The following is a 25,852-nucleotide window of genomic DNA, read 5'->3' as shown; positions in this document are numbered from 1 at the left end:
GATCCGACATGCAAAAGATTCGTCGTGACGACGAGATCATCGTGATCGCCGGCAAAGACAAAGGTAAGCGCGGTAAGGTGCTTAAGGTTCTCGCTGACGACCGTCTGGTCGTTGGTGGTCTGAACCTGGTTAAGCGTCATACCAAGCCAAACCCTGCGTCGGGCGTACAAGGCGGTATCGTCGAAAAAGAAGCGCCACTGCACGCTTCCAACGTTGCCATTTTCAACGGCGAAACCAACAAGGCTGATCGCGTTGGTTTCAAAGTAGAAGACGGCAAGAAAATTCGTGTCTTCAAGTCGACCCAAAAAGCGGTTGATGCTTGAACACTGCTAGGTAGAAGACCATGGCACGACTAAAAGAGATTTACTGGAAGGAAATCGCACCGAAACTTAAGGAAGAACTTAAGCTTTCGAACGTGATGGAAGTTCCACGCGTTACCAAAATCACCCTGAACATGGGTCTGGGCGAAGCGGTCGGCGACAAAAAAGTCATCGAGCACGCTGTTGCTGACCTGGAAAAGATCACCGGCCAGAAAGTCGTTGTGACCTACGCTCGGAAATCCATCGCTGGCTTTAAAGTCCGTGAAGGTTGGCCGATCGGCGTCAAAGTGACCCTGCGCCGTGAGCGTATGTACGAATTCCTGGATCGTCTGCTGTCGATCTCCCTGCCTCGGGTCCGCGACTTTCGCGGCCTGAATGCCAAGTCCTTCGATGGTCGTGGTAATTACAGCATGGGCGTTAAAGAGCAGATCATCTTCCCGGAAATCGACTACGACAAGATCGATGCTCTCCGCGGTCTGGACATTACCCTGACCACCACTGCCAAGAACGATGATGAAGGTCGCGCGCTGCTGCGTGCTTTCAAATTCCCGTTCCGCAACTGATTGGAGTAGGAAAATGGCCAAGATGAGCATGAAAAACCGCGAGCTGAAGCGTCAGCTCACGGTTGCCAAGTACGCCAAAAAGCGTGCAGCACTGAAAGCTATCATCGTTGATCTGAACGCAAGTCCAGAAGCGCGTTGGGAAGCTACAGTAGCTCTGCAGAAGCAGCCACGTGATGCAAGCGCTTCGCGCATGCGTAACCGCTGCCGCCTGACCGGTCGTCCACACGGCGTTTACCGCAAGTTCGGCCTCGGCCGTAACAAACTGCGTGAAGCTGCAATGCGTGGTGACGTACCTGGTCTGGTTAAAGCCAGCTGGTAAGCACTATCAAAGTCTCGGTGGTCCGAATCGCAAGATCCTGACCGCCGGTGACCTTGAACTTGAATCAAGCCCCTATTGGGGCTTGATTCATTTGTGGGGTGTGTCTAGAATACCCGGCTCGCCTGAGCCCGTGCTTTTTTCGCGCGGATGTACTCGGCGACAAGTAGTAGCCGCAAGGCTAATTTTTTTGTATTAGGAGCGTCTAGCCCATGAGTATGCAGGACCCGTTAGCGGACATGCTAACTCGAATCCGTAATGCCCAGATGGCTGAAAAGTCCGTCGTAAGCATGCCATCTTCTACGTTGAAGGTAGCTGTTGCCAAAGTCCTGAAGGACGAAGGTTACATTGCGGGTTATCAGATCAGCAGCGAAATCAAACCACTGCTGTCCATCGAGCTGAAGTACTTCGAAGGCCGTCCGGTCATCGAGGAAGTGAAGCGCGTTAGCCGTCCAGGCCTGCGCCAGTACAAGTCCGTCGATGATCTGCCAAAAGTTCGTGGCGGTCTCGGTGTGTCTATCGTCTCCACCAACAAAGGTGTGATGACGGATCGTGCTGCGCGCGCTGCCGGTGTCGGCGGCGAAGTTCTTTGCACTGTGTTCTAAGGGGGGATAAGCATGTCACGCGTCGCTAAGAACCCCGTTAAGCTGCCAGCCGGTGTCGAAGTAAAATTCGCAGGCCAACAGCTTTCGGTGAAGGGTGCCAAGGGCACTCTCGAACTGAACATCCATTCGTCCGTTGAGATTGTTGAAGAAGCTGGTGAGCTGCGTTTCGCTGCTCGCAATGGCGATCAACAAACTCGCGCAATGGCTGGTACCACTCGTGCGTTGGTAAACAACATGGTCCAAGGCGTAAGCCAAGGCTTCGAGCGCAAGCTCCAGCTGGTCGGTGTTGGTTACAAAGCGCAAGCAAAAGGCACAGTGCTGAACCTGGCTCTTGGCTTCTCGCACCCAGTGGATTATGAACTGCCGGAAGGCATCACCGCTGAGACTCCTAGCCAGACCGATATCCTGATCAAGGGCATCGATAAGCAGCTGGTAGGTCAAGTGGCCGCCGAGATCCGCGACTTCCGTCCACCAGAGCCGTACAAAGGCAAAGGTGTGCGCTACGCGGACGAAGTCGTCCGTCGTAAAGAAGCCAAGAAGAAGTAGGGCATAGCAAATGACCGACAAAAAAGTTACTCGACTGCGTCGCGCTCGCAAAGCACGCCTGAAAATGCACGAACTCGAAGTCGTGCGTCTCTGCGTGTTCCGCTCGTCGCAGCACATCTACGCCCAGGTCATTTCGGCCGACGGCAACAAAGTCCTGGCAAGTGCCTCGACTTTGGATAAAGAACTGCGTGATGGTGCCACTGGCAACATCGACGCGGCCACTAAGGTTGGCCAGCTGGTCGCTACGCGTGCAAAAGCCGCTGGCGTCTCGCAAGTGGCTTTCGACCGCTCTGGCTTCAAGTACCACGGTCGCGTCAAGGCGCTGGCTGATGCTGCTCGTGAAGCTGGGCTGGAGTTCTAAGTTATGTCAAATAACGACCAAAAGCGCGACGAAGGCTACATTGAGAAGCTGGTTCAAGTTAACCGCGTAGCCAAAACCGTTAAAGGCGGCCGTATCTTCACTTTCACCGCGTTGACCGTGGTTGGTGATGGTAAAGGGCGCGTTGGCTTCGGCCGTGGCAAGTCGCGTGAAGTGCCTGCTGCGATCCAGAAGGCAATGGAAGCTGCTCGCCGCAACATGATCCAAGTTGATCTGAACGGCACCACGCTGCAGTACGCAATGAAGTCCGCCCATGGCGCTTCGAAGGTGTACATGCAGCCTGCTTCTGAAGGTACCGGTATCATCGCTGGCGGCGCTATGCGTGCTGTCCTCGAAGTTGCTGGTGTTCAGAACGTTCTGGCCAAGTGCTACGGCTCGACTAACCCGGTAAACGTGGTTCACGCCACTTTCAAAGGTTTGAAAGCTATGCAGTCTCCTGAATCCATTGCCGCCAAGCGTGGCAAAAGCGTCAAGGAGATTTTCTGATCATGGCTACCGTTAAAGTTACGCTGATCAAAAGCATGACCGGCCGCATCCCTAACCACAAACTGTGTGTTAAGGGTCTGGGTCTGCGTCGCATCGGTCACACTGTAGAAGTACTTGATACTCCCGAGAATCGCGGGATGATCAACAAGGCTTACTACATGCTGCGTGTCGAGGGTTAATCGATGAAACTCAATGATCTGAGTCCAGCGCCGGGTTCCCGTCGCGAAAAGCATCGTCCGGGCCGTGGTATCGGTAGTGGTTTGGGCAAGACCGGTGGCCGTGGCCACAAAGGTCAGTCCTCCCGCTCCGGTGGCACCATTGCTCCAGGCTTTGAAGGCGGTCAACAGCCGCTGCATCGTCGCCTGCCGAAGTTCGGTTTCGTTTCCTTGAAGGCCATGGACCGCGCAGAAGTGCGTCTGTCCGAGCTGGCTAAAGTGGAAGGCGACATCGTCACCGTGCAGTCCCTGAAAGATGCCAACGTGATCAACGTCAACGTACAGCGTGTGAAAATCATGCTGTCCGGCGAAGTTACTCGCGCTGTTACCATCGGAAAGGGAATCGGCGCCACCAAAGGTGCGCGTGCGGCTATCGAAGCAGCTGGCGGCAAGTTCGAGGAATAAATGGCTAAGCAAGGTGCTCTCTCTGCGCTCGGCAAAGGCGGTATGTCTGAACTCTGGGCTCGTCTGCGTTTTCTGTTCCTGGCGATTATCGTCTACCGAATAGGCGCACACATCCCGGTTCCAGGTATCAACCCGGACCGACTCGCGGACCTGTTTCGACAGAATGAGGGGACCATTCTTAGCTTGTTCAACATGTTTTCCGGCGGCGCGCTGGAGCGGATGAGCATCTTTGCACTGGGGATCATGCCGTACATTTCGGCATCGATCATCATGCAGCTGATGACCGCCGTGAGCCCGCAGTTGGAGCAGTTGAAGAAGGAAGGTGAAGCTGGGCGTCGCAAGATTGCCCAGTACACCCGCTACGGCACTGTCGTTCTCGCTCTCGTTCAGGCAATTGGCATGTCCATTGGTCTGGCAGGGCAGGGCGTTTCGTTCACTGGTGACTTTGGCTTCCATTTCGTCGCGGTATCCACTTTTGTGGCTGGTGCGATGTTCATGATGTGGCTGGGTGAGCAGATTACTGAGCGTGGTGTTGGCAACGGTATCTCGATGTTGATTTTCGCAGGTATCGTCGCCGGTCTTCCGAGGGCGATTGGGCAGTCTTTCGAGTCTGCGCGTCAGGGTGATATCAATATTTTCGCCTTGGTTGCCATCGGTTTGTTGGCAGTAGCGATTATCGGTTTCGTGGTGTTCATTGAGCGTGGTCAGCGTCGTATTGCTGTTCATTACGCCAAGCGCCAGCAGGGCCGCAAGGTCTTCGCTGCGCAGACCAGCCACTTGCCGTTGAAAGTGAACATGGCTGGTGTTATTCCAGCCATTTTCGCGAGCAGCATTTTGCTGTTCCCGGCTTCGTTGGGGACCTGGTTTGGTCAGTCTGAAGGTATGGGCTGGCTGCAGGACATCTCGCAGTCGATCGCTCCTGGTCAGCCGTTGAATATTCTGCTGTTTAGTGCAGGGATTATTTTCTTCTGCTTCTTCTATACGGCGTTGATGTTCAATCCGAAAGACGTAGCGGAAAACCTGAAGAAGTCCGGTGCCTTTATTCCGGGTATCCGTCCAGGTGAGCAGTCTGCGCGCTATATTGATGGCGTGCTGACTCGTTTGACCTTGTTCGGTGCTCTATATATGACGGCCGTGTGCCTGTTGCCCCAGTTCCTGGTGGTTGCAGCAAACGTTCCGTTCTACCTTGGCGGGACCTCGTTGCTGATCGTCGTCGTGGTTGTGATGGACTTCATGTCCCAAGTACAATCGCACCTCGTTTCGCACCAGTACGAATCCCTGATGAAGAAAGCCAACCTGAAGGGTTACGGCAGTGGCATGTTGCGCTGAGTACCCATAAGGTTCGAGGAGTTGGTGATGAAAGTTCGTGCATCGGTGAAAAAGCTGTGCCGTAACTGCAAGATTATTCGCCGCGAAGGTGTTGTTCGAGTAATTTGCAGCGCGGAACCGCGTCACAAACAGCGCCAAGGCTGAGTGTGATTGTGCTTCAAGCCCGGCAGCTAGTGCGCTGCCGGGTTGATTATTTGTTATTACAGCGATATTATCTCGCGCCCTATTTCTTGGCTTCCGGGGCGTAGGTAGCTGTCAATTGGAGTCCCACTGAATGGCCCGTATTGCAGGCGTTAACATTCCAGATAACAAGCATACTGTTATCTCGCTGACCTACATCTATGGTGTTGGTCGCACTACTGCGCAGAAGATTTGTGCAGTGACTGGGGTAAACCCAGCCGCAAAGATCAAAGATCTGAGCGACGAGCAGATTGAACAGCTGCGTGGCGAAGTGGCGAAGTTCACCACTGAAGGTGACCTGCGTCGCGAAATCAACATGAAAATCAAGCGTTTGATGGACCTCGGTTGCTATCGCGGTCTGCGTCATCGTCGTGGTCTTCCAGTGCGCGGTCAGCGTACCAAGACTAACGCGCGTACCCGTAAAGGTCCGCGTAAGCCGATCCGCAAGTAATCGCCCCAGCGAATCGACAGGAAATTAATCATGGCTAAACCTGCTGCTCGTCCTCGTAAAAAAGTTAAAAAGACAGTGGTTGATGGCATTGCCCACATCCATGCATCTTTTAACAACACAATCGTGACCATCACCGACCGTCAAGGCAACGCTCTTTCCTGGGCTACCTCCGGTGGTTCGGGTTTCCGCGGTTCCCGCAAGTCCACCCCGTTTGCTGCTCAAGTAGCTGCTGAACGTGCTGGTCAAGCTGCGCTGGAATACGGTCTGAAAAACCTCGACGTCAACGTCAAAGGTCCAGGCCCAGGTCGTGAATCTGCAGTCCGCGCTTTGAACGGCTGTGGCTACAAGATCGCCAGCATCACCGACGTGACGCCAATCCCGCACAACGGGTGCCGTCCGCCGAAGAAGCGCCGCGTGTAATCCAGGAGATTGTAAAGAATGGCTCGTTACATTGGTCCAAAATGCAAACTCGCTCGTCGCGAAGGCACCGATCTCTTTCTGAAGAGCGGCGTGCGCGCGATCGAATCGAAGTGCAACATTGAAGCAGCACCTGGTATCCACGGCCAACGCCGCGGTCGCCAGTCCGATTACGGCACCCAACTGCGTGAAAAGCAGAAGGTCCGTCGTATCTACGGCGTTCTCGAGCGTCAATTCAGCGGCTACTACAAAGAAGCAGCTGGCAAGAAAGGTGCAACCGGTGAAAACCTGCTGCAACTGCTCGAATGCCGTCTGGACAACGTTGTATACCGTATGGGTTTTGGCTCTACTCGTGCCGAATCCCGTCAGCTGGTATCGCACAAATCCGTAAGCGTTAACGGTCAGACCGTAAACGTGCCGTCGTACCAGGTTCGTGCTGGTGACGTGGTCGCGATTCGCGAGAAAGCAAAGAACCAACTTCGCATTGTCCAAGCTCTCGATCTGTGTGCCCAACGTGGCCGCGTAGAATGGGTAGAAGTAGACACTGAGAAGAAGTCGGGCGTTTTCAAGAACGTTCCAGCTCGCAGTGATCTGTCCGCCGACATCAACGAAAGCCTGATTGTCGAGCTCTACTCCAAGTAAGGGCTAGAAAATAGGTGCATCCATGCAGATTTCGGTAAATGAGTTCCTGACACCCCGCCATATTGATGTGCAGGTTGTCAGTCCAACCCGCGCCAAGATCACTCTCGAGCCTCTCGAGCGTGGTTTCGGCCACACCCTGGGCAACGCGCTGCGCCGCATCCTGTTGTCCTCAATGCCCGGCTGTGCAGTAGTCGAGGCCGAGATTGACGGTGTACTCCATGAGTACAGCGCCATCGAAGGCGTACAGGAAGACGTAATTGAAATCCTGTTGAACCTTAAAGGTCTGGCTATCAAGCTGCACGGTCGTGACGAAGTTACGCTGACCTTGTCGAAGAAGGGTTCGGGGGTGGTTACCGCTGCCGATATTCAGCTGGATCATGATGTCGAGATCGTTAACCCCGATCACGTAATCGCTAACCTGGCGTCTAACGGCGCCCTGAACATGAAGCTCACCGTAGCTCGTGGTCGTGGTTATGAACCGGCAGACTCGCGTCAGAGCGATGAAGACGAAAGCCGCAGCATCGGTCGCTTGCAGCTTGACTCTTCGTTCAGCCCGGTTCGCCGTATCGCATACGTGGTGGAAAACGCCCGTGTCGAGCAGCGTACTAACCTGGACAAGCTGGTTATTGATCTGGAAACCAACGGTACCCTGGATCCTGAAGAGGCTATTCGCCGTGCTGCAACCATTCTGCAACAGCAGTTGGCTGCGTTCGTCGACCTCAAAGGTGACAGTGAGCCAGTGGTTGTCGAGCAGGAAGACGAGATCGATCCGATCCTGCTTCGCCCGGTTGACGATCTGGAACTGACTGTACGTTCGGCTAACTGCCTTAAGGCGGAAAACATCTACTACATCGGTGACCTGATTCAGCGTACCGAAGTAGAGCTGTTGAAGACTCCGAACCTTGGCAAGAAATCCTTGACTGAAATCAAGGACGTTCTGGCCTCCCGCGGTCTGTCCCTCGGCATGCGCCTCGACAACTGGCCGCCTGCAAGTCTTAAGAAGGACGACAAGGCGATTGCCTGATCGTCGTAATCACCGAACGTTGTGTTTGGTAAGGAATGAACCATGCGTCATCGTAAAAGTGGTCGTCACCTGAGCCGCACTAGCTCGCACCGCAAGGCCATGTTTCAAAACATGGCAGTGTCGCTGTTCGAGCACGAGCTGATCAAAACTACACTGCCGAAAGCTAAAGAACTGCGTCGCGTTGCTGAGCCGCTGATCACTTTGGCCAAGACAGACAGCCTGGCAAACCGCCGTCTGGCTTTCGACCGTACTCGTTCGAAAGCTATCGTTGGTAAGCTCTTCAACGACCTGGGCAAGCGTTACGCTACCCGTGAGGGTGGCTACCTGCGCATCCTCAAGTGCGGTTTCCGCACTGGCGACAACGCGCCTATGGCGTACGTCGAGTTGGTTGATCGTCCTGCCGGTGGTGAAGCTGTATCCGCTGAGTAAGACGTCAGTCTGAAACGAAGAACCGGGCCTAGTGCCCGGTTTTTTGTGCGCGCTCGAAAAGCATCGGCATCGATGCATCATCATAAACGTAATTAGTAATTTTCTATCGATAGCTGCAAGTTAATGAATTTGTAGCTGTAACGTTCATGATCAATACTCCCTCTCAGCCGATTAGCCGGCAGTTAAAGACTGACAGAGGAAGAAATCGCATGAGCCAAAATAAAACGCTTACCACCGCCAGTGGCGCTCCTGTCGCCGACAACCAGAATTCTCGCTCCGCCGGCCCTCGTGGCCCACTGCTGCTCGACGACTTCCACCTGATCGAGAAGCTTGCCCACTTCAACCGTGAAAACATCCCTGAGCGTCGTGTACACGCCAAAGGCTCAGGTGCTTACGGTACGCTCACCGTGACTCGTGACATCACCGAGTACACCAGCGCCAAACTGTTTGAATCCGTTGGGAAGCAAACGCCAACGTTCCTGCGGTTTTCCACCGTCGGCGGCGAACGCGGTTCGGCTGACACCGAGCGCGATCCACGTGGCTTTGCCCTGAAGTTCTACACCGAAGAAGGTAATTGGGACATCGTCGGCAACAACACGCCGGTATTCTTCATCCGCGATCCTTTGAAATTCCCGGACTTTATTCACACCCAAAAACGTCTGCCGCAAAGCAATCTGAAAAGCGCACAAATGATGTGGGACTTCTGGTCGCATTCGCCTGAGGCGTTGCACCAGGTCACCATTCTGTTCTCGGATCGCGGCATTCCTGATGGCTACCGCCACATGCACGGCTTCGGCAGCCATACCTACAGCCTGATCAACGCCAATGGCGAGCGTCACTGGGTGAAGTGGCACTACAAGACCAAGCAAGGGATCAAAAACCTGGCACCGGCAGAAGCGGCACGCCTGGCCGGGACCGACCCGGATTATGCGCAGCGTGATCTGTTCGGCGCGATCGAGCGCGGTGATTTCCCGAAATGGCGCGTGTGCATCCAGATCATGACCGAGGATCAGGCCGCGGCGCACTACGAGAACCCGTTTGACGTGACCAAGACCTGGTCGCAGAAAGAGTTTCCGCTGATCGAAGTGGGCGAGTTGGAGCTTAATCGCAACCCGCAGAATTACTTTGCTGAAGTCGAGCAAGCGGCGTTCGGTCCGAGCAACATGGTCCCGGGTGTCGGTTTGTCGCCTGACCGCATGCTGCAGGGTCGAGTGTTCGCTTACGCCGATGCTCACCGCTACCGTATTGGCACCAACCACCAGCAATTGCCGGTGAACGCACCTCGCAGCCCGGTGAACAGCTATCAGCGCGATGGTTCGATGGCGTTTGGCAGCAATGGTGGTGCGACACCTAACTATGAGCCGAACAGCTACGTTGAGTCGCCGAAGCAAGCACCTCGTTATGCAGAACCGCCATTGGCGCTAAGTGGTTCGGCTGATCGCTACGATCACCGCGAGGATACCGACTACTACAGCCACGCCGGTGCGTTGTTCCGTTTGATGAGCGATGAGCAAAAAGCGCTGTTGGTCGGCAACATTGCAGGCGCAATGGCCGGAGTTTCCAGCGATGTAGTTGACCGCCAATTGCAGCACTTCTACAAAGCTGATCCAGCGTATGGAGAAGCAATCGCAAAGCTGCTCAACGTACAGCTTAACGAAGTCTAAACGAGAAGCAGAACCGCCCTCATTTGGGCGGTTTTTGCGGTATTTAAACCATTTTTCTCAGAATATCTTCGCTTTTATCGCGCAAGCAGAGTGACCAAACAGTCTGCTTGGTTCAAACTACAGACTTTCAAGCAGGGAGATGTAGGGCGATGCAAGGCCACCCAGACGTAATCGATTACCTCAACACGTTGCTGACCGGCGAGCTGGCGGCGCGTGATCAATATTTCATCCATTCGCGGATGTACGAGGACTGGGGTTTCACCGAGCTCTACGAACGTATCAACCACGAGATGGAAGAAGAGGCGCAGCACGCTGACGCCCTGATGCGCCGGATTCTCATGCTCGAAGGCACTCCGCGCATGCGGCCGGACGACCTGGATGTCGGCACCACAGTGCCTGATATGCTCGCTGCCGACCTGCGACTGGAATACAAAGTCCGCGCCGCACTCTGCAAGGGCATCGAGCTCTGCGAACTTCACAAAGACTATGTCAGCCGCGAGATGCTGCGTATTCAGCTGAACGACACTGAAGAAGATCACACCTACTGGCTCGAGAAGCAGCTGGGTCTGATCAAGTTGATCGGCCTGGAGAATTACCTGCAATCGCAGTTCTGATTCCGCCGCCTACAAAAAAGCCCCTGTCACCGATGAAGTGACAGGGGCTTTTTCATGGGCCTGATTCAGGCTTTGTCGCGAGCCAGCAGCGGTTTGAGGTAGAAGCCCGTGTGAGACTGCTTCATCTCCGACACTTCTTCCGGCGTACCGACAGCAATGATCTGGCCGCCCTTGGAACCGCCTTCCGGCCCAAGATCCACCAACCAGTCGGCAGTCTTGATAACGTCCAGGTTGTGCTCGATCACCACCACGGTATTGCCGTGATCGCGCAGGCGGTGCAGCACGTCGAGCAATTGCTGGATATCTGCGAAGTGCAGGCCGGTTGTCGGCTCATCGAGGATATACAGCGTCTTGCCGGTATCGCGTTTGGACAGTTCGCGGGACAGCTTCACCCGCTGGGCTTCACCACCTGACAGCGTGGTCGCTGACTGCCCGAGCTTGATGTACGAAAGGCCGACATCCATCAACGTCTGAAGCTTGCGCGCCAGGGCCGGAACCGCATCGAAGAACACTCGCGCCTCCTCGATCGTCATCTCGAGGGTTTCGTGGATGTTCTTGCCCTTGTACTTGATCTCCAGAGTCTCGCGGTTGTAGCGCTTGCTCTTGCAGACGTCGCACGGGACATAGATATCCGGCAGGAAGTGCATTTCCACCTTGATCAGGCCATCGCCCTGACAAGCTTCGCAACGTCCACCCTTTACGTTGAAGGAGAAGCGTCCAGGCCCATAACCGCGTGAGCGGGACTCCGGCACACCGGCAAACAGTTCGCGAATCGGTGTGAACAGCCCGGTATACGTCGCCGGGTTTGAACGTGGCGTGCGTCCGATCGGGCTCTGATCGATGTCGACAACCTTATCCAGATGCTCCAGACCTTTAATGCTGTCGTGAGCAGCCGCTTCAAGCGTCGTTGCACCGTTGAGTGCCGTGGCGCTCAAAGGAAACAGCGTGTTGTTAATCAGCGTCGATTTGCCCGAGCCGGACACGCCGGTGACGCAAGTCAGCAGACCAATTGGAATGTCCAGATCGACATCGCGCAAGTTGTTGCCGCGAGCGCCCTTGAGGGACAGCGACAGCTTCTTGTTCCTCGGTGTGCGTTTGGCGGGGACTGCAATTTTCACCCGGCCCGACAAATACTTGCCGGTCAGCGAATCGGGATGAGCCATAACCTCGGCCGGCGTACCTTCGGCGACGATATGTCCGCCGTGTACACCTGCGCCGGGTCCGATATCTACCACGTAGTCGGCCAGACGAATTGCATCTTCGTCATGCTCGACCACGATCACCGTGTTGCCGATGTCACGCAGGTGCTTGAGCGTGCCGAGCAGGCGATCGTTGTCCCGTTGGTGCAGGCCAATCGATGGTTCGTCGAGAATGTACAGAACACCAACCAGGCCCGCGCCAATCTGACTGGCCAGACGAATACGCTGAGCCTCACCGCCGGACAAGGTGTCGGCACTGCGATCCAGCGACAGATAATCGAGGCCGACGTTGACGAGGAACTGTAGACGCTCACGGATTTCCTTGAGAATCTTGTCGGCAATTTCGCCGCGACGGCCAGTCAGCTTCAGCACGCCAAAATATTCGCAGGCGTCGCCAATCGGAAGATTGGTCACCGCTGGCAGCGTCTTCTCGCCTACCCAAACGTGCCGCGCCTCTCGACGCAGGCGCGTGCCACGACAATCCGGGCAAGGCTGGGTGCTGAGGAACTTGGCCAGCTCTTCACGCACCGAGGCGGACTCGGTTTCACGGTAGCGACGGTCCAGATTCGGCACGATGCCTTCGAACGGGTGCGAACGTTTGACGATGTCGCCACGGTCGTTCAGGTATTTGAAGTCGACGTTCTGCGAACCGCTGCCGTGCAGGATGAACTTCTGCTGATCGGCCGTCAGTTCGTTGAACGGCACTTCCAGGCTGAACTTGTAGTGCGAAGCCAACGACCCGAGCATCTGGAAGTAATAGACGTTGCGCCGGTCCCAGCCGCGAATCGCGCCCTCGGCCAACGTCAGTTCACCATTGACCAATCGCTTGATGTCGAAGAACTGCTTAACACCCAGGCCATCGCAAGTCGGGCAAGCGCCGGCCGGGTTGTTGAAAGAGAACAGCTTGGGTTCCAGCTCGCTGATGGCGTGGCCGCAAATCGGGCAGGCGAAGCGCGCGGAGAAGATAATCTCTTCGCCGGGCTCGTCGTCCATTGGCGCTACCAAAGCGATGCCGTCCGCCAGCTTCAAAGCGGTCTCGAACGACTCGGCCAGGCGCTGTTGCAGGTCGGCGCGGACCTTGAAGCGGTCGACCACCACGTCGATCGAATGCTTCTTTTGTTTATCCAGCTTCGGCAGCTCGTCCAGCTCGCAGAGCCTGCCGTTGACCCGGGCCCGCACAAAACCCTGTGCGCGGAGTTCTTCGAAGACCGACAGGTGCTCGCCTTTACGCTCGCGGATCACCGGGGCCAGCAGCATAAGCTTGCTACCCTCCGGTTGAGCCAGGACCAGGTCGACCATCTGGCTGACGGTCTGGGCTTCCAGCGGAATGTCATGATCCGGGCAACGTGGAATACCCACGCGAGCGTAAAGCAGGCGCAGGTAATCGTAGATTTCGGTGATGGTGCCGACCGTCGAACGCGGGTTGTGTGAGGTCGACTTCTGTTCGATGGAAATGGCTGGCGACAAACCTTCGATGGTGTCGACGTCAGGTTTTTCCATCATCGACAGGAACTGCCGGGCGTAGGCCGACAGCGATTCGACGTAACGGCGCTGGCCTTCGGCATACAGCGTGTCGAATGCCAGGGACGATTTGCCGGATCCGGACAGGCCGGTGATGACGATCAGTTTGTCCCGTGGCAGGGTCAGGTCGATGTTCTTCAGGTTGTGGGTTCGGGCCCCACGAATCAGGATCTTGTCCAAAGTGGCCTCGCTCGGCGGGCGTCGAAAACGTAGGAGTATACGGCCAAATACTGGATGGATGCACACTATCAAATGAGCGGGTTGCAGCCTTACGTGAAGACTCTGTCAGCAGAGCGCGTCAAAGCGTCGCGATATACCCCGTCAATCGATGGGACTGGTAGAATCGCCGCCGGTTCACATGAGGTTTTTCCATGCACGATCCCCACAGCGAACGCATGAGTGGCAGTGAGACCCGCGCAGCAAGCGGTCTGGCCCTGGTGTTCGCCTTCCGTATGCTTGGCATGTTCATGGTGTTGCCGGTATTGGCGACCTATGGGATGGATCTGGCGGGAGCGACCCCGGCCCTCATCGGGCTGGCGATTGGCGCTTACGGCCTGACCCAGGCGATCTTTCAAATTCCTTTCGGCTTCATTTCCGACCGTATCGGCCGTCGTCCGGTGATTTACCTGGGGCTGATCATCTTCGCCCTCGGCAGTGTGCTGGCGGCCAATGCCGACTCGATCTGGGGCGTGATCGCCGGACGAATACTGCAAGGCGCCGGGGCGATTTCCGCGGCGGTGATGGCGTTGCTGTCAGACCTGACCCGCGAACAGCATCGGACCAAAGCCATGGCCATGATTGGCATGACGATCGGTCTGTCGTTCGCTGTCGCCATGGTTGTAGGCCCGTTGCTGACCCGCGCTTTCGGCCTGTCCGGGTTGTTCCTCGCCACGGGCGGCATGGCGCTGTTCGGCATTGTGATCGTGATGTTCATGGTGCCGCGAGCCAACAGCCCGTTGCAGCATCGCGAATCCGGCGTCGCGCGCCAGGCGTTGATACCGACACTCAAGCATCCGGACCTGCTGCGTCTGGACTTGGGCATTTTTGTGTTGCACGCGATGTTGATGTCGAGCTTCGTTGCGTTGCCTTTGGCGCTGGTCGAAAAAGCCGGGCTGCCCAAAGAGCAGCACTGGTGGGTGTACCTGACCGCGCTGCTGATTTCCTTCTTCGCCATGATCCCGTTCATTATCTACGGCGAGAAGAAACGCAAAATGAAACGAGTTTTACTCGGCGCCGTCGTGACGCTGATGCTCACTGAGCTATTCTTCTGGCAGTTCGGCGAAAGCTTGCGGGCTCTGGTGGTGGGTACGGTGGTGTTTTTCACTGCGTTCAATCTGCTGGAAGCTTCGTTGCCATCGCTGATCAGCAAGGTTTCACCGGCAGGCGGCAAGGGCACGGCGATGGGGGTTTATTCCACCAGCCAGTTCCTCGGTTCGGCACTGGGCGGCATCCTCGGCGGCTGGTTGTTCCAGCATGGCGGTTTGTCGGTTGTGTTCCTGGGATGCGCCGGTCTGGCTGCCCTCTGGCTGGCCTTTGCTGTTACCATGCGCGAACCTCCCTACGTGACGAGCCTGCGCTTGCCGTTGTCGCCCGAGGCGATCCGCGAAGCGGGTCTGGTCGAGCGCCTGAAGGCCGTCGTAGGGGTAACAGATGCAGTGATCGTCGAAGATGAAGCGGCGATTTACATCAAATTGGACACCGAACTATTGGATCGCACCACCCTTGAACGCCTGGTGAACAACCCGGCCGGGGCAGCGTGCGTAGCCTAGGAGAACGTTATGGCCCGTGGGGTTAACAAAGTCATATTGGTCGGCACTTGCGGCCAGGATCCCGAAGTTCGCTACTTGCCTAACGGTAACGCCGTGACCAACCTGAGTCTGGCGACCAGCGAACAGTGGACCGACAAGCAAACCGGTCAGAAGGTCGAGAAGACCGAATGGCACCGTGTGTCGATGTTCGGCAAGGTTGCCGAAATCGCCGGCGAGTACCTGCGTAAAGGTTCCCAGGTCTACATCGAAGGCAAGCTGCAGACCCGCGAGTGGGAAAAAGACGGTATCAAGCGTTACACCACCGAAATCGTGGTCGACATGCAAGGCACCATGCAACTGCTGGGCGGCCGTCCACAGCAGGGCGACCAACAAGGCGGGGGCAATAACTACCAGCAGTCCGCCCCGGCTCCACGCCAACAGGCTCCGCGTCCTCAGCAGTCGGCACCGCAACAGTCGCGCCAGGCTCCAGCTCCACAGCAGGCAGCTCCGCAGCCGGCTCCGGATTTCGACAGCTTTGATGACGATATTCCGTTCTAGGATTCACCCGATCTAAACAAAAAGGCCCGTCGCTAACAGCGCCGGGCCTTTTTTGTGGGCGAAGGATTTGTCAGTCGAGGATCAGATGCGGTAGAAACCGACTTGAATCCTTGGTGATCAAACTGTCGTCTTCCCGCACGCCAATGCCGGCCGCTTGGTCGCCAATCACCCACGAGCCCACCAGCGTGTAGCTGTCGCCAAACTGCGGCAACGGTGCGAATTCCTGAAGGATAAACGGCGCGTCGGTGTAGGGTCCGTCCTCTTTCACGGTCAGGCCGTCGCCAGTTTGCAACTCGATGTTAGCGCCTTCCCGGGAGAAGTACGGCTTGCGCACCCAGCCTTTCGGCACCGCTTTGCCCGGATCGGTATCCAGATGAGCCGCGAGCAGGTTCGGGTGACCTTTGTTGAATTCCCACAGCAGCGGCAGGATGCCCTTGTTGGAGATGATCGATTTCCAGGCCGGCTCGAAAAACTGCGTATCACTCTGGGCAATCGCTGCACCGAAGGGCTCGTGGAAGATGAACTCCCACGCATGCAGTTTGAACAGGTGAGGAATCCAGCGATCTTCGAGGTCGACGAAACGTCCGTCAGCGGTGAGGCCGATGTCTTCGATGTCGATGTGGCGTGACTCTATTCCGACTTTTTCGGCGATCAGGCGCAGGTAGTCGGTGGTGCCCTTGTCCTCGACCGAGTCTTTCATCGAGGCGAAATAGAAAGGCTGTTTAAGCTGTAGCTGGGCGAAGGCCTGATGCAGTTTGGTGTCAATGCTGTTGAACTGGTCGGCATGCTTGGGCAACAAGCCGCGTCCGATGCATTGCTCCAGCCAGCCCCACTGAAACGCTGCCGCTTCATAGAGGCTGGTCGGCGTGTCGTAGTTGAGTTCCAGCAATTTTGCCGGTCCGGTGCCGTTATACGAGAAGTCCATGCGCCCATAGAGGTGCGGGTGGCCTTCGAGCCATGAAGTCCGAATCATGTCGAAGAACGGCGCAGGAATGCTCAGGCGCTCCAGCAACTCTTCGCTCTGAACCACCCGGGCTACCAGGTCCATGCACATCTCATGAATTTCGGTGGTCGGGTCTTCGAGATCGTTTTCGATCTGCTTGAGCGTGAACTGGTAATACGCGCTCTCGTCCCAATAGGGTTCATCGTCGATGGTGTGGAACAGAAATCCGAGACTGTCGGCGGTCTGTTTCCAGTCATGACGTTCTGTGCAGAGAATCTTTTTCATGGCCCGGTTTCCTTAACTGCTCGAACCGCCGCCGCCCCAGCCACTGCGTGCGCTGGCCTTGCTGCCGAAACCGCCACGGGAGGTGGACGAGGCAACCGACACCGGCTTGCTGGCGGAACGAATCGAATCGGCGTAGTTGCTGCTGCCGTACCTCGCCTGATTGGACTTGGTAAAGGTCGAGCCCTTGGCAATCCGCTGGCTGAGCGTGGAAGACGAGTAACCGCCGCGGTCATCGCGGTAGCGATACACCGGTTGCGAGTAAAAGCTGTTGCGGTTGTTGCTCAGCATGTTGCCGATCAGCAAACCGGTCAGCAGGCTGGTGCCGGAGAATCCGGAGCCACCACTGTTCGCTTCCGAGGCGGGCAGTTGGGCCTTGGCCGCGTCCACTTGGGACTGCGTCACTTCGCCATCGGCGGTCAGTTCGAAACCGCCCAGTTTCGGGATGAACTTGCCGGTGGAATCTTGCTGGCACCAGTCTGCGACAAAGTCCGCGTCGCAATCGGCCTGATTGTCGTAGACCGGCGCAATGCGCCGATGCTCCGTCATGGCAGCCATGTAGGCGTCAGAGCAGACGTCTACCGGGAGTTTTTCATCGGCACATTGCTGGACGGACTGGAAGTTGTACTTCTTCTGCACCGGGTAGGTTTTTTCCGTCGGCCCGCAGCCGGATATCGCCATGGCGACCGAGGCGGCCAGCGACAGTTGAACGTACTTGCTTCGTTTCATCGGGAGCTCCCTGCGCGATCAGTTCGGGGTAGGGGTCATGCAGGCGGCGTTCAACATGCCGACGCTGATGGCCACGGCCGCGACATAGACACCCGCCGCGATTTCACCTTTCTTGATGCGTTCCGACGTGCCTTTCAAGACCAGGCTAGTCACCAGGAACGCCAGCAGTTGCACGACGGCGGCGATCAGTGACCAGACGACAAAGTCGAGCAGGCTGATCGAGTAGGCAATCACATTGCTGGCCGGTATCGCGAAACCGATGAGCGCACCGCCCAAAGCGATTGCGGCCGCGACGTTGCCCGAACGGATCAGTTCAAACTCCTTGTGCGGAGTGATTCGGGTGTAGATGAACTGGAACAGCGCGAACAGCACGGCGGCGCCGAGGATGTACGCAACAAACCCGAACACGGCGGCTTTGTTCAGGGAGATGGAGAGCGCTTCTAGCATGGACTTCTTCCTTATTTAAAAAGTGTTCAGGTCGGTGGTGTACAGCGAAATGCCCAGCGACGTGCTCAGGCTGATGGCGCCTTCGGCATCTTCTTCGACGGAAAACAGCAGGAATTCACGGCGATCGGTCAGGCCGGTTTCGCGCGCGTACAGCATCGAACGGTGTTCAATGCTGTAGGACTCATCCGGGTTTTTCAGGTATTCGCTCAACGCTACCAGTTCTGTCTGGCCATCCTCGGTGCCCCACTCGCGGGTGTATTCGACGCCGTTGTGGGTGTAGGTCGGCAGACCGATAAGGCTTTGCGGGCCGGCCAACCGACTCAACTCCGCCTCGCTGCTGATGGTCACGTAGCTGAGGTAGTTGAACAGGATCACCGACTCGACCTGCCCGGCGATGGCGCCGGTGGTGTGCACTTGCAGCCAGTAATCTTCGTCATTCATGTAATAACGCGACAGCCAGGTCGATTGCCCGAGGTCAACGGTGCCGTTGCTCCAGATCTGCTGGGAGCCGGGAATGATCACGCTGGTTTTTTCGTCGAGCAGCAATTTCAGGGTGGTGTCGAACATCACCCCTTTGCCCAATGCCAGGCCCAGCGGACCGATGGCGGGCGGGGTTTCGTTGGCAGTCCATTTTGAGTCCGGATTCGCTTTCGGGGCCTCAAGCCCCATCAACTGCTTAAACCATCCCATTGGAGATTTCCTTGAGGCGAGTGGAGGCGATGTAGAAGAGTTCACCGCCCTCAACGCGAGTGGCGCCGGGCGGGTTGATCGAAGGGTGTCGGGCGCCTTTGGCGCGGTAGCCGATAAGGGTCGCGTTGTGATGCTCTTTCATCTGTGCATACAGATCGCCGAATGTTGCTTCAAAAGCCTCGGGCAGTTTCATCAGGTACTGGGTGGCGCCTTGACCCACGCACAGCAATTCACTGATGACTACTGACGAGCCCGGATCCTGAGAGGCGCGCACCAACATCTCGATGGCCATGCTTGAGGTGCATTCCAGGCTCGGTGCGTAGGAGCTGGCCAGCGCGGCGATTTCACTTTCATTGAAGTGGGCGACCACATGCCCGACCGGTTTGAGCTGATTGACCGCCAGCACGGTGGCCAGGGTCAGGTCGTCGGAGTGGGTTCGCACCAGCACGCGCTCGGCACCGGGAACGCCGGCGCGCACCAGTAGCGCGCCGGAGGACAGGCTTTCACCTTTGATAAAGGCCGCTTTGCCCTGCATCGGGTTTTCTTCAAGGTCGCAATCGCAAATGACGATCAGGTTGTCATTGGAGGTTTCATCCTGAAGCAACAACTCGATGACTCGCTCGCTGGACGATCCCGCCCAGCCGATGAGCACCGTGTGGCCGGTCTTGCCGGTGAAATCGCCTTTGCCCTTCATGCCTTTTCTCCATACATCAATGACGCTGCTGGTGGTTTTGCCGATGGCTGCCGTCAGCAGCGCAATGCCCCCGAGCATGACCCAGGTGGCCACGAAAACCCGTCCCGCCGAGGTTTGGGGCGCAAGATCGCCGTAACCGACCGTCAGCGTGGTGGTGAGGTAGAAATAGGTAAAGGTGGCGGGAGCGGTGAGGTGTTGTTCGCCCAGAAACACCAGGCCGAGCCAGGCCGTGCTCAGGTGGATGCCCAAGGCAATCGCCAGTCCCGCCCAGCCGAAACGGTGGAAGAAGGACGAGGCATACACGCGTAATAAAAGAAAAATAGACATGACGTCCCTGACTCCGTGGGATGACTCGTTCCTGGCAATGCGCAGGCCCGAACCCCTGAACGTTCAATTGCCTTTACCGGGCGGCATTAAACCTGTTGCCGGGCGTCGAGAGAAGTACCTTGGCTGCAATAAATCCGGCGAATGCCCCAGCGATATGGCCTTCGAAGGAAACCCCCTGGCGTGGAAGGAAGCCAAACACCAGGCCGCCATACAGCAGGGCGACGACCGCGGCCGTGATCAGGTTACCCCAACTGTGCTGGAACCAGGCGCGCGACAGAATGTACGCCCACAGCCCGAACACCCATCCGCTGGCACCGATGTGCATCCCGGAAAACCCGAACAGCCAGACCAGCAAGCCGCCCAGGCCAATGATGATCGCGCTCACGGCGATGAAGCGATTGAGCCCATCGACAATGACCAACGTGCCGAGGATCAAAAAGGGAATCAGGTTGGCGCTCAGGTGCGCAAAGGACGCGTGCAGAAAAGGCGAGGTAATGATGCCGAGCAGACCGTGCAATGTCCTCGGGACCAGGCCAAATGCAACAAGGCTGTAGCCGGTCGCGGTGTTGAGTACTTGCAGCGCGACCATGAGGATTGCCAGGCCGGCAATTGTCTTGAAACCCTTCAGGGCATCCATCCTTGACCTCTACTCGACAAAAAAAGGGCATTGAGTTAATGCCCGTCAGTTAAGTGATCACCCTGTGGGAGCGAGCTTGCTCGCGATAGCGGAGGGTCAGCCAATATTGATGTTGAATGTAATGCCGTCATCGCGAGCAAGCTCGCTCCCACAAAGATTGCGGTGTTCAGATCCTTAGCTGCCTGGCATTAGGCAACGAATGCCCTTCCTCCTGCAGTATTGCCCGGCCCGGTTACTCGGCCGATTTTTTCTTCAGGCGATCCAGGATTGCGTTGGCGCTGCCCGAATCCGGGGTAATGCCGGCTTCGCGCAGTTTGCGCTCCAGATCGGTACCGGTCGACGCATCGGCCAGTTGATCCTGGGCTTCCAGTTCAGCGGCGCGTTGCTGCTGCTTGGCCTGCAGGCGGTTCAGTGTACCGACGGCGGTTTCCAGCTTGCCGTTGGCGCCGCCACTGGCGATCGAAGCGCTGACCTGGGCTTTCTGTACGCTATCGCGGGCCTTGGCCATGTCCACTTGCTGGCGCAGGCTTTTGATGCGGCTTTCGGCCTTGGTGATGTCTTTGCGCATGTTGTCCGCGTAACCGCCGAATTCGGTGGCCTGCTTTTGCTCGACATCAAGCTCGTTGGTCAGGGTCGAAATGGCTTCGGCCACTTCCAGGGCCAGGTCTTCACGGTTGGCCTGGATCGCGGCCAGGGCCTTGGATTCCAGGTCCTTGATCTTGGCGTTGTACTCGCTGACGCGATCAGCCGACAGTTTGTGCTTGGCCATGATGGTGACCAGCTCACGCTTGGCGTTGGCCAGCGCGCTGTCAGCATCGCGAATTTCCTGGTCGAGGATGCGCAGGGCCTGTTGGTCGACGATCGATTCGCCGACTTCGTTGGCACCGCCACGCAGCGCGGTGAACAATTTGCTCCAGATGGACTGAGTCATTGGATATTTCCTGTTCCCGAATAATTAATTGAAGAAACGTTCGAAGGCTTCGCTGGCGCGCTGGACGTTGTCGACGAGGGTTTTCACCTCGGTCGCGATGTTCGTCAGGCTGGAGTCGGAGCTCAGGGCGCCGAACATGTTGTAAACAATCTGCCCGTTCGGCATGTACTCGATACCGATCGAGGACAGCGGGAATATTTCCCGGCTGCGCAGGACGGCGTCATTGAAGGCCGGTACGTCGTTGATGGACTCGACGTCGACCAGAACGGTATCGACGATGATCTGTTCGCCCACCACCGCGATGTAAATCGGCAAGCCACCGAAATCGTTCATTTCCAGCTTGATGCTGGACTCGGAGCCTTGTACGAGAGAAAGCGTGATGTCGTTCGAAACCACTTCGTCCAGGGCCTGAAGGGCGCTGAAGAGGCGATCGATGTTCCAGTTAGTACCTGCGCTCATGTAATTCTCCGACATGAATGAGCCAGCCAGAATCGGTTGGCGAAGCTGTTTCTCCATCTGCTTGAGCAGGCTTCGGTTTTCGGGAAGCACCCAAGTCTCGTGTTTCACATAACCGGCGGCACCCAGGCCCGCGCGCATCTGCTTCATGTAGAAGCTCGACGGTTTTTTCACGGACGGTCTCGAGCGCTCTCCCTTGCTGCTCGCTGTATCGGTATCAGGCTCGGCAGGCGGACCTGATGGAGAGCGGCTTTTCATGCTGGTGACTCCGTTGTGACATCTCACGCGTGAGAAACACTACAGTGATTTTTTGAGCCTCTCAATAGCTCACGCGTGAGATTTTTTTAGCGACCGGAAACGCAAAGGCCCGCAATGCGAAAGCGCGGCGGGCCTTTGTTTATCGAGTTGTTTCAGGGTGAGGGCATTAGCGGCTGGCCGCGAGGAATTCGTCGGCGGACACCACACTGGCATAGGCAAAACCCAGGGCCGACATGAAGGCGGCGTGGACATGGGCCGCTGGAACTGTGACACCGTTGAATTCCAGGTCGCGAGTGGCACAGGCGTCATGGATCACCGTGACGGTGTAGCCAAGATCGGCGGCGGCGCGGGTGATGCCATCGACGCACATGTGGCTCATGCTGCCGACGACGACCAGTTCCTTGATGCCTTGTTCGTCGAGGATTGACTGTAGTTCGGTTTCGCGGAATGAGTTGACGAAGTGTTTGAGCACGACCGGTTCATCAGCGCGGTTGAGGACTTTGGGGTGCAGCTTCGCGCCCTCGGAGCCTGGAGTGAAGAAGGGCGCTTCGTCGGAGGTGAATTCGTGGCGGATGTGCACCACCGAATCACCGGCATCGCGGAAGGCTTTGATCAACCGTACGGCGTTGTCCGCGGCGGCGTCGGCACCAACCAGCGGCCACTTGCCTTGGGGGAAGTAGTCGTTTTGGATATCGACTACGATGAGTGCTTGCTTGGCCATGACTGTTTCCTCGAAGTGCTTGTTGGGTGTGGAATGAAGTATTGGGTTTAGCAGGCCGTCCGAGGATTGGCCGCACCGACAATAGAAGGGGGAAAACTGACAATGGACGTAGAAAGGGCAATCGCCGAGCTGGGCGTATTGATCTATCCCGGCGCGCAGATGGCGGCGGTGCATGGATTGACGGACTTGTTCGGGGTGGCGAACCGGATTGCCAGCGAGCATCAGGCCGCGCAATTGCCATTGCTGCGGGTCAGCCATTGGCAGGCCGATGGCGATCAGATGCCCGAGCGGGTCTACGACAGTCATCCCGCTCCTGACGGCGCGTTGGTGGCGGTGTTGATCCCGCCATCGATTGGCGGTTTTTCCCCAGGCCAGGCACCGCAGGGGTTGATCCGTTGGATGCGTCAGCAGCACGCGCATGGCGCGACACTCGGCGGGGTGTGCGTGGGGTCGATTTTGTTGGCCGAAAGCGGCCTGCTCGACGGTCGTAGCGCCACCACCCACTGGACCTCGGCCAACGCTTTCGCCGAGCGTTATCCGGCGATCAAGCTCAAAGCCGACACCCCCATTGTTGACGACGGCGATCTGATCACCACCGCCGGGCTGATGGCCTGGTCCGAACTGGGCTTGCGTCTGGTCAACCGTCTGCTGGGGCCGAGCATCGCCACCGGCACCGCGCGGTTTCTGGTGGTGGAACACAGCGACAGCGCGAGCGAGTGCGGCAGCAACTTTTCGCCGATACTCAGCCATGGCGATGCCTCGATTCTCAAGGTCCAGCATTGGCTGCAAAGCACCGGAGCGACCGACGTTTCGCTGACGATGATGGCCGAGCGGGCAGGGCTGGAAGAGCGCACTTTCCTGCGTCGATTTCGCGCGGCAACCGGGCTCAAACCCACCGAGTATTGTCAGCACCTGCGGGTCGGCAAGGCTCGGGAAATGCTCGAGTTCACCAACGGCACCATCGATTACATTGCCTGGACGGTGGGTTATCAGGATCCGAGTGCGTTTCGGGCGACGTTCAAGAAAATTACCGGGTTGGCACCGAGTGATTACCGGACACGGTTTGGGGTGGGAGCGAGTCAGGGGTGAGCGCAAGTCGTGCAAAATGCTGGAGTTGAAACTCATGTCGTGCAGAATCAAACAGGCACGGCGCCACCATTGTTTTCGCAACTGGCTGATTTGAAAAACGTTTGTCTTCGTTCCTCCTTGGCCTGATCTCTGCAGCCCTTCCACTACATTCATCAAGCGCAGATTGAAGGGGAACGCATGACCCCAACAAATAGCAAGAAACTGGTGGTCGCTCACTCCGTGCGCCCCGAGGCTCCGTTGCACGAAGTGGAGACCAATCGTGCGCTGGCCCGTTGGCTGGCGCAGATCCTGGGGCTTAAATACGGCGGCAGTTACGAACCCGAACTGCACAACGGTCGAGACCTTTATCTGTTGCCGACCCAGACGCTTGTTGGCGTCGCTGCCGCCCGGCAATTGGGGGTCAAAGGGCCGGAGGATTTGTGGGGCGGTTACGTCGACCATGATTTCATCTGCACCAAAGCCATAAGTCACGGGTTATGCAACAAAAATGCTCACGCTCCGGAAGGCTGGTCGCCGTTGTTTTCCGAACGTGTGCGCAGCGTGGTGCTCGATGGCCTCAGCGTGTTTTCCCTGGAGGATGCGCGTCCTGCGGCAGAGCATCTGCTCTACAGCGGCCCGATCCGCATCAAGCCTATTCATGCCTGCGCCGGACGCGGTCAGGAAGTGATCAAAAGCCTCGACCAGTTCGATGCCATCCTCGCCAGACCCGATGCCGAAACGCTGTTCACCGAAGGCGTGGTGCTGGAACAGGACCTGGACCAAGTGATCACCCACAGCGTCGGTCAGAGCTTTATCGGCGACAAGGTGCTGAGTTATTGCGGTGATCAGTACTTGACCAAAGACGGTCAGGGCGAGCAGGTTTATGGAGGCTCCAACCTGCTGGTGGTGCAGGGGTATTACGACGATTTGCTCGAACTGGACCTGCCGGACGATGTGCGGCTGGCGATCCGGCAGGCACAAGTGTTCGACAGCGCCGCGGATGAGGCTTATCCCGGTTTCTACGCCTCGCGGCGCAACTACGACATCGCCCAAGGTGTGGACAGTAATGGCAAACAGCGCAGCGGCGTGCTCGAGCAGTCCTGGCGGATGGGCGGTGCCAGCAGTGCCGAAGTCGCCGCCTTGCAAAGCTTCGTCAACGACCCCGGGATGCGCGCGATTCGCGTGTCGTCGGTCGAGACCTACATCGACCAGCCGCTGCCGGCGGACGCCATCGAGGTGTATCGCGGACCGGCGCAAAACAGTGACTTTCTTCTCAAGTACGTAACGGTTAAATCCTATGACGGCTAGAAGCGAAACCATTCAGATCGACATCGACGATGAACAGATGATCGGGACTTTTCTCAGCCCCAAATCAAAAGTCCCCGGCGTGCTCTTTGTGCACGGTTGGGGCGGCAGTCAGGAGCGGGACCTGGAACGGGCCAAAGGCATCGCGGGTTTGGGTTGCGTGTGCCTGACGTTCGACTTGCGCGGGCACACCGGCGGGACGGGAATTGCGCTGAGTCGAGTGACGCGCGAAGACAACCTGCGCGACCTGCTGGCGGCGTATGACCGCTTGCTCGCGCACCCAGCGCTCGATACATCGGCGATTGCCGTGGTCGGCACCAGTTATGGCGGTTATCTGGCCTCGATCCTGACGTCATTGCGTCCGGTGCGCTGGCTGGCGCTGCGGGTGCCGGCGTTGTATCGCGATGATCAATGGCTCACCCCCAAACGTGACCTGGATAAGCTCGACTTGCGTGATTACCGCCGCACATTAGTCCGCTCCGACAGCAATCGTGCGCTGCATGCCTGTTCGCAGTTCACCGGGGATGTGCTGCTGGTCGAATCAGAGACTGACGACTATGTGCCCCACTCAACCATCATGAGTTACCGCGCGGCCTGTCAGCAGACTCACTCGCTGACCCACCGGATTATCGACGGAGCCGACCACGCCTTGAGCGAATCTGTTTCGCAACAGGCGTACACCTCGATCCTGGTGGGCTGGATCACCGAGATGGTGGTGGGTGAGCGGTTGAGCATCATCCAGTCATCGTAAAA

At 57.2% G+C, this 25,852-nt stretch carries 33 protein-coding genes; 23 read left to right on the top strand and 10 right to left on the bottom strand.

Annotated elements, in window-relative coordinates:
* The first annotated feature begins 8 nt into the window (after window positions 1-8).
* The 18 genes from rplX (at window position 9) to bfr (ending at window position 10,585) form a co-directional block, all read left to right on the top strand.
* Window positions 9-323, top strand: coding sequence for a 50S ribosomal protein L24 (rplX, locus tag ACYZT7_RS29095; protein WP_033059465.1), 315 nt, complete (start codon window positions 9-11; stop codon window positions 321-323).
* A 20-nt stretch (window positions 324-343) separates the two neighbouring features.
* Window positions 344-883: a 50S ribosomal protein L5 gene (rplE, locus tag ACYZT7_RS29090; protein WP_003176415.1), complete on the top strand. Its 540-nt coding sequence runs from the start codon at window positions 344-346 to the stop codon at window positions 881-883.
* Between the two features lie 13 nt (window positions 884-896).
* Complete coding sequence (gene rpsN / locus ACYZT7_RS29085) at window positions 897-1,202, top strand: 30S ribosomal protein S14 (RefSeq protein ID WP_003176414.1); 306 nt, start codon at window positions 897-899, stop codon at window positions 1,200-1,202.
* 209 nt (window positions 1,203-1,411) lie between these two features.
* Window positions 1,412-1,804, top strand: a complete 393-nt coding sequence (gene rpsH, locus ACYZT7_RS29080) for a 30S ribosomal protein S8 (RefSeq protein ID WP_003186040.1) — start codon at window positions 1,412-1,414, stop codon at window positions 1,802-1,804.
* Between the two features lie 12 nt (window positions 1,805-1,816).
* A complete protein-coding gene (gene rplF, locus ACYZT7_RS29075) occupies window positions 1,817-2,350 on the top strand; it encodes a 50S ribosomal protein L6 (protein ID WP_003176412.1) in 534 nt (177 codons plus the stop codon).
* Between the two features lie 10 nt (window positions 2,351-2,360).
* The gene (rplR, locus tag ACYZT7_RS29070) at window positions 2,361-2,711 is read left to right on the top strand and encodes a 50S ribosomal protein L18 (protein ID WP_003186037.1); all 351 of its coding nucleotides are present in this window, start codon (window positions 2,361-2,363) and stop codon (window positions 2,709-2,711) included.
* Window positions 2,712-2,714: 3 nt separating this feature from the next.
* Entirely contained in the window at window positions 2,715-3,215 is a 501-nt protein-coding gene (rpsE, locus tag ACYZT7_RS29065) for a 30S ribosomal protein S5 (RefSeq protein WP_003186035.1), read from the top strand.
* 2 nt (window positions 3,216-3,217) lie between these two features.
* Complete coding sequence (rpmD, locus tag ACYZT7_RS29060; protein WP_003186033.1) at window positions 3,218-3,394, top strand: 50S ribosomal protein L30; 177 nt, start codon at window positions 3,218-3,220, stop codon at window positions 3,392-3,394.
* A 3-nt stretch (window positions 3,395-3,397) separates the two neighbouring features.
* A complete protein-coding gene (gene rplO / locus ACYZT7_RS29055) occupies window positions 3,398-3,835 on the top strand; it encodes a 50S ribosomal protein L15 (protein ID WP_007896782.1) in 438 nt (145 codons plus the stop codon).
* Complete coding sequence (gene secY, locus ACYZT7_RS29050; protein WP_008073883.1) at window positions 3,836-5,164, top strand: preprotein translocase subunit SecY; 1,329 nt, start codon at window positions 3,836-3,838, stop codon at window positions 5,162-5,164.
* A gap of 27 nt (window positions 5,165-5,191) precedes the next feature.
* Window positions 5,192-5,308, top strand: a complete 117-nt coding sequence (gene rpmJ / locus ACYZT7_RS29045) for a 50S ribosomal protein L36 (RefSeq protein ID WP_002555468.1) — start codon at window positions 5,192-5,194, stop codon at window positions 5,306-5,308.
* 130 nt (window positions 5,309-5,438) lie between these two features.
* Window positions 5,439-5,795, top strand: coding sequence for a 30S ribosomal protein S13 (gene rpsM, locus ACYZT7_RS29040; RefSeq protein ID WP_003186020.1), 357 nt, complete (start codon window positions 5,439-5,441; stop codon window positions 5,793-5,795).
* A gap of 30 nt (window positions 5,796-5,825) precedes the next feature.
* On the top strand, window positions 5,826-6,215 hold the full coding sequence (gene rpsK, locus ACYZT7_RS29035) for a 30S ribosomal protein S11 (protein WP_002555466.1): 390 nt from the start codon (window positions 5,826-5,828) through the stop codon (window positions 6,213-6,215).
* Between the two features lie 18 nt (window positions 6,216-6,233).
* Entirely contained in the window at window positions 6,234-6,854 is a 621-nt protein-coding gene (rpsD, locus tag ACYZT7_RS29030; protein ID WP_003210056.1) for a 30S ribosomal protein S4, read from the top strand.
* Between the two features lie 22 nt (window positions 6,855-6,876).
* Complete coding sequence (locus ACYZT7_RS29025) at window positions 6,877-7,878, top strand: DNA-directed RNA polymerase subunit alpha (protein WP_462039174.1); 1,002 nt, start codon at window positions 6,877-6,879, stop codon at window positions 7,876-7,878.
* 42 nt (window positions 7,879-7,920) lie between these two features.
* A complete protein-coding gene (rplQ, locus tag ACYZT7_RS29020; RefSeq protein WP_008145500.1) occupies window positions 7,921-8,307 on the top strand; it encodes a 50S ribosomal protein L17 in 387 nt (128 codons plus the stop codon).
* A gap of 209 nt (window positions 8,308-8,516) precedes the next feature.
* Window positions 8,517-9,971: a catalase gene (locus tag ACYZT7_RS29015; RefSeq protein WP_462039173.1), complete on the top strand. Its 1,455-nt coding sequence runs from the start codon at window positions 8,517-8,519 to the stop codon at window positions 9,969-9,971.
* Between the two features lie 149 nt (window positions 9,972-10,120).
* Window positions 10,121-10,585 carry a bacterioferritin gene (gene bfr, locus ACYZT7_RS29010; protein ID WP_123365585.1) on the top strand — a complete coding sequence of 155 codons (465 nt, stop codon included), beginning with the start codon at window positions 10,121-10,123 and terminating at the stop codon, window positions 10,583-10,585.
* Window positions 10,586-10,650: 65 nt separating this feature from the next.
* Here bfr and uvrA read toward each other — a convergent pair whose 3' ends face one another.
* On the bottom strand, window positions 10,651-13,485 hold the full coding sequence (uvrA, locus tag ACYZT7_RS29005) for an excinuclease ABC subunit UvrA (protein ID WP_462039172.1): 2,835 nt from the start codon (window positions 13,483-13,485) through the stop codon (window positions 10,651-10,653).
* A gap of 191 nt (window positions 13,486-13,676) precedes the next feature.
* Between uvrA and ACYZT7_RS29000 the strand changes: the two genes are divergently transcribed.
* A complete protein-coding gene (locus tag ACYZT7_RS29000) occupies window positions 13,677-15,074 on the top strand; it encodes an MFS transporter (protein WP_462039171.1) in 1,398 nt (465 codons plus the stop codon).
* A gap of 9 nt (window positions 15,075-15,083) precedes the next feature.
* Window positions 15,084-15,611 carry a single-stranded DNA-binding protein gene (locus ACYZT7_RS28995; RefSeq protein ID WP_016969466.1) on the top strand — a complete coding sequence of 176 codons (528 nt, stop codon included), beginning with the start codon at window positions 15,084-15,086 and terminating at the stop codon, window positions 15,609-15,611.
* A gap of 70 nt (window positions 15,612-15,681) precedes the next feature.
* Here ACYZT7_RS28995 and ACYZT7_RS28990 read toward each other — a convergent pair whose 3' ends face one another.
* The 9 genes from ACYZT7_RS28990 to ACYZT7_RS28950 all read right to left on the bottom strand — a co-directional run bounded on the left by ACYZT7_RS28990 (window position 15,682) and on the right by ACYZT7_RS28950 (window position 22,726).
* Window positions 15,682-16,839: a glutathionylspermidine synthase family protein gene (locus ACYZT7_RS28990; RefSeq protein ID WP_462039170.1), complete on the bottom strand. Its 1,158-nt coding sequence runs from the start codon at window positions 16,837-16,839 to the stop codon at window positions 15,682-15,684.
* 12 nt (window positions 16,840-16,851) lie between these two features.
* Entirely contained in the window at window positions 16,852-17,565 is a 714-nt protein-coding gene (locus tag ACYZT7_RS28985; RefSeq protein WP_309676303.1) for a DUF1190 domain-containing protein, read from the bottom strand.
* Between the two features lie 18 nt (window positions 17,566-17,583).
* Window positions 17,584-18,012: a DUF350 domain-containing protein gene (locus ACYZT7_RS28980; protein ID WP_131062034.1), complete on the bottom strand. Its 429-nt coding sequence runs from the start codon at window positions 18,010-18,012 to the stop codon at window positions 17,584-17,586.
* 15 nt (window positions 18,013-18,027) lie between these two features.
* Window positions 18,028-18,702, bottom strand: a complete 675-nt coding sequence (locus ACYZT7_RS28975) for a DUF2491 family protein (RefSeq protein ID WP_462039169.1) — start codon at window positions 18,700-18,702, stop codon at window positions 18,028-18,030.
* Window positions 18,689-19,723, bottom strand: coding sequence for an ion channel (locus ACYZT7_RS28970; protein ID WP_461966582.1), 1,035 nt, complete (start codon window positions 19,721-19,723; stop codon window positions 18,689-18,691). The genes ACYZT7_RS28975 and ACYZT7_RS28970 overlap by 14 nt, the downstream gene beginning before the upstream one ends.
* A 73-nt stretch (window positions 19,724-19,796) precedes the next feature.
* Window positions 19,797-20,360: a rhomboid family intramembrane serine protease gene (locus tag ACYZT7_RS28965; protein WP_283189236.1), complete on the bottom strand. Its 564-nt coding sequence runs from the start codon at window positions 20,358-20,360 to the stop codon at window positions 19,797-19,799.
* 232 nt (window positions 20,361-20,592) lie between these two features.
* On the bottom strand, window positions 20,593-21,291 hold the full coding sequence (locus tag ACYZT7_RS28960; RefSeq protein WP_462039168.1) for a PspA/IM30 family protein: 699 nt from the start codon (window positions 21,289-21,291) through the stop codon (window positions 20,593-20,595).
* A 24-nt stretch (window positions 21,292-21,315) separates the two neighbouring features.
* Window positions 21,316-21,897, bottom strand: coding sequence for a YjfI family protein (locus ACYZT7_RS28955; protein WP_462041878.1), 582 nt, complete (start codon window positions 21,895-21,897; stop codon window positions 21,316-21,318).
* Between the two features lie 274 nt (window positions 21,898-22,171).
* The gene (locus ACYZT7_RS28950; protein WP_462039167.1) at window positions 22,172-22,726 is read right to left on the bottom strand and encodes a cysteine hydrolase family protein; all 555 of its coding nucleotides are present in this window, start codon (window positions 22,724-22,726) and stop codon (window positions 22,172-22,174) included.
* Between the two features lie 102 nt (window positions 22,727-22,828).
* Here ACYZT7_RS28950 and ACYZT7_RS28945 point away from each other — a divergent pair, with 102 nt between their 5' ends.
* The 3 genes from ACYZT7_RS28945 to ACYZT7_RS28935 all read left to right on the top strand — a co-directional run bounded on the left by ACYZT7_RS28945 (window position 22,829) and on the right by ACYZT7_RS28935 (window position 25,850).
* The gene (locus ACYZT7_RS28945) at window positions 22,829-23,815 is read left to right on the top strand and encodes a GlxA family transcriptional regulator (protein ID WP_462039166.1); all 987 of its coding nucleotides are present in this window, start codon (window positions 22,829-22,831) and stop codon (window positions 23,813-23,815) included.
* Window positions 23,816-23,992: 177 nt separating this feature from the next.
* The gene (locus ACYZT7_RS28940; protein WP_462039165.1) at window positions 23,993-25,102 is read left to right on the top strand and encodes a DUF3182 family protein; all 1,110 of its coding nucleotides are present in this window, start codon (window positions 23,993-23,995) and stop codon (window positions 25,100-25,102) included.
* Window positions 25,092-25,850: an alpha/beta hydrolase family protein gene (locus ACYZT7_RS28935; protein ID WP_462039164.1), complete on the top strand. Its 759-nt coding sequence runs from the start codon at window positions 25,092-25,094 to the stop codon at window positions 25,848-25,850. The genes ACYZT7_RS28940 and ACYZT7_RS28935 overlap by 11 nt, the downstream gene beginning before the upstream one ends.
* Window positions 25,851-25,852 lie beyond the last annotated feature (2 nt).

It is taken from the genome of Pseudomonas sp. RT4P38, assembly GCF_054897765.1.
The sequence above is the reverse complement of the archived record's forward strand: the minus strand, read 5'-3'. Positions and strand labels throughout refer to the sequence as shown.

Excerpts from the sequence above, each read along its gene's own strand:
- ACYZT7_RS28945 (WP_462039166.1), top strand. The coding sequence starts at position 22,829 with ATGGACGTAGAAAGGGCAATCGCCGAGCTGGGCGTATTGATCTATCCC.
- ACYZT7_RS28975 (WP_462039169.1), bottom strand. The coding sequence starts at position 18,702 with ATGGGATGGTTTAAGCAGTTGATGGGGCTTGAGGCCCCGAAAGCGAAT.
- ACYZT7_RS28960 (WP_462039168.1), bottom strand. The coding sequence starts at position 21,291 with ATGACTCAGTCCATCTGGAGCAAATTGTTCACCGCGCTGCGTGGCGGT.
- rpsN (WP_003176414.1), top strand. The coding sequence starts at position 897 with ATGGCCAAGATGAGCATGAAAAACCGCGAGCTGAAGCGTCAGCTCACG.
- ACYZT7_RS29025 (WP_462039174.1), top strand. The coding sequence starts at position 6,877 with ATGCAGATTTCGGTAAATGAGTTCCTGACACCCCGCCATATTGATGTG.
- rpsE (WP_003186035.1), top strand. The coding sequence starts at position 2,715 with ATGTCAAATAACGACCAAAAGCGCGACGAAGGCTACATTGAGAAGCTG.
- rplO (WP_007896782.1), top strand. The coding sequence starts at position 3,398 with ATGAAACTCAATGATCTGAGTCCAGCGCCGGGTTCCCGTCGCGAAAAG.
- rplR (WP_003186037.1), top strand. The coding sequence starts at position 2,361 with ATGACCGACAAAAAAGTTACTCGACTGCGTCGCGCTCGCAAAGCACGC.
- ACYZT7_RS28990 (WP_462039170.1), bottom strand. The coding sequence starts at position 16,839 with ATGAAAAAGATTCTCTGCACAGAACGTCATGACTGGAAACAGACCGCC.
- rplF (WP_003176412.1), top strand. The coding sequence starts at position 1,817 with ATGTCACGCGTCGCTAAGAACCCCGTTAAGCTGCCAGCCGGTGTCGAA.
- ACYZT7_RS28965 (WP_283189236.1), bottom strand. The coding sequence starts at position 20,360 with ATGGATGCCCTGAAGGGTTTCAAGACAATTGCCGGCCTGGCAATCCTC.
- ACYZT7_RS28935 (WP_462039164.1), top strand. The coding sequence starts at position 25,092 with ATGACGGCTAGAAGCGAAACCATTCAGATCGACATCGACGATGAACAG.
- ACYZT7_RS28950 (WP_462039167.1), bottom strand. The coding sequence starts at position 22,726 with ATGGCCAAGCAAGCACTCATCGTAGTCGATATCCAAAACGACTACTTC.
- ACYZT7_RS29015 (WP_462039173.1), top strand. The coding sequence starts at position 8,517 with ATGAGCCAAAATAAAACGCTTACCACCGCCAGTGGCGCTCCTGTCGCC.
- rplE (WP_003176415.1), top strand. The coding sequence starts at position 344 with ATGGCACGACTAAAAGAGATTTACTGGAAGGAAATCGCACCGAAACTT.
- ACYZT7_RS28940 (WP_462039165.1), top strand. The coding sequence starts at position 23,993 with ATGACCCCAACAAATAGCAAGAAACTGGTGGTCGCTCACTCCGTGCGC.
- bfr (WP_123365585.1), top strand. The coding sequence starts at position 10,121 with ATGCAAGGCCACCCAGACGTAATCGATTACCTCAACACGTTGCTGACC.
- rplX (WP_033059465.1), top strand. The coding sequence starts at position 9 with ATGCAAAAGATTCGTCGTGACGACGAGATCATCGTGATCGCCGGCAAA.
- ACYZT7_RS28980 (WP_131062034.1), bottom strand. The coding sequence starts at position 18,012 with ATGCTAGAAGCGCTCTCCATCTCCCTGAACAAAGCCGCCGTGTTCGGG.
- ACYZT7_RS28970 (WP_461966582.1), bottom strand. The coding sequence starts at position 19,723 with ATGTCTATTTTTCTTTTATTACGCGTGTATGCCTCGTCCTTCTTCCAC.
- rpmJ (WP_002555468.1), top strand. The coding sequence starts at position 5,192 with ATGAAAGTTCGTGCATCGGTGAAAAAGCTGTGCCGTAACTGCAAGATT.
- rpsD (WP_003210056.1), top strand. The coding sequence starts at position 6,234 with ATGGCTCGTTACATTGGTCCAAAATGCAAACTCGCTCGTCGCGAAGGC.
- rpsH (WP_003186040.1), top strand. The coding sequence starts at position 1,412 with ATGAGTATGCAGGACCCGTTAGCGGACATGCTAACTCGAATCCGTAAT.
- rpsK (WP_002555466.1), top strand. The coding sequence starts at position 5,826 with ATGGCTAAACCTGCTGCTCGTCCTCGTAAAAAAGTTAAAAAGACAGTG.
- secY (WP_008073883.1), top strand. The coding sequence starts at position 3,836 with ATGGCTAAGCAAGGTGCTCTCTCTGCGCTCGGCAAAGGCGGTATGTCT.
- ACYZT7_RS28995 (WP_016969466.1), top strand. The coding sequence starts at position 15,084 with ATGGCCCGTGGGGTTAACAAAGTCATATTGGTCGGCACTTGCGGCCAG.
- rpmD (WP_003186033.1), top strand. The coding sequence starts at position 3,218 with ATGGCTACCGTTAAAGTTACGCTGATCAAAAGCATGACCGGCCGCATC.
- ACYZT7_RS29000 (WP_462039171.1), top strand. The coding sequence starts at position 13,677 with ATGCACGATCCCCACAGCGAACGCATGAGTGGCAGTGAGACCCGCGCA.
- rplQ (WP_008145500.1), top strand. The coding sequence starts at position 7,921 with ATGCGTCATCGTAAAAGTGGTCGTCACCTGAGCCGCACTAGCTCGCAC.
- ACYZT7_RS28985 (WP_309676303.1), bottom strand. The coding sequence starts at position 17,565 with ATGAAACGAAGCAAGTACGTTCAACTGTCGCTGGCCGCCTCGGTCGCC.
- rpsM (WP_003186020.1), top strand. The coding sequence starts at position 5,439 with ATGGCCCGTATTGCAGGCGTTAACATTCCAGATAACAAGCATACTGTT.
- ACYZT7_RS28955 (WP_462041878.1), bottom strand. The coding sequence starts at position 21,897 with ATGAAGCAGATGCGCGCGGGCCTGGGTGCCGCCGGTTATGTGAAACAC.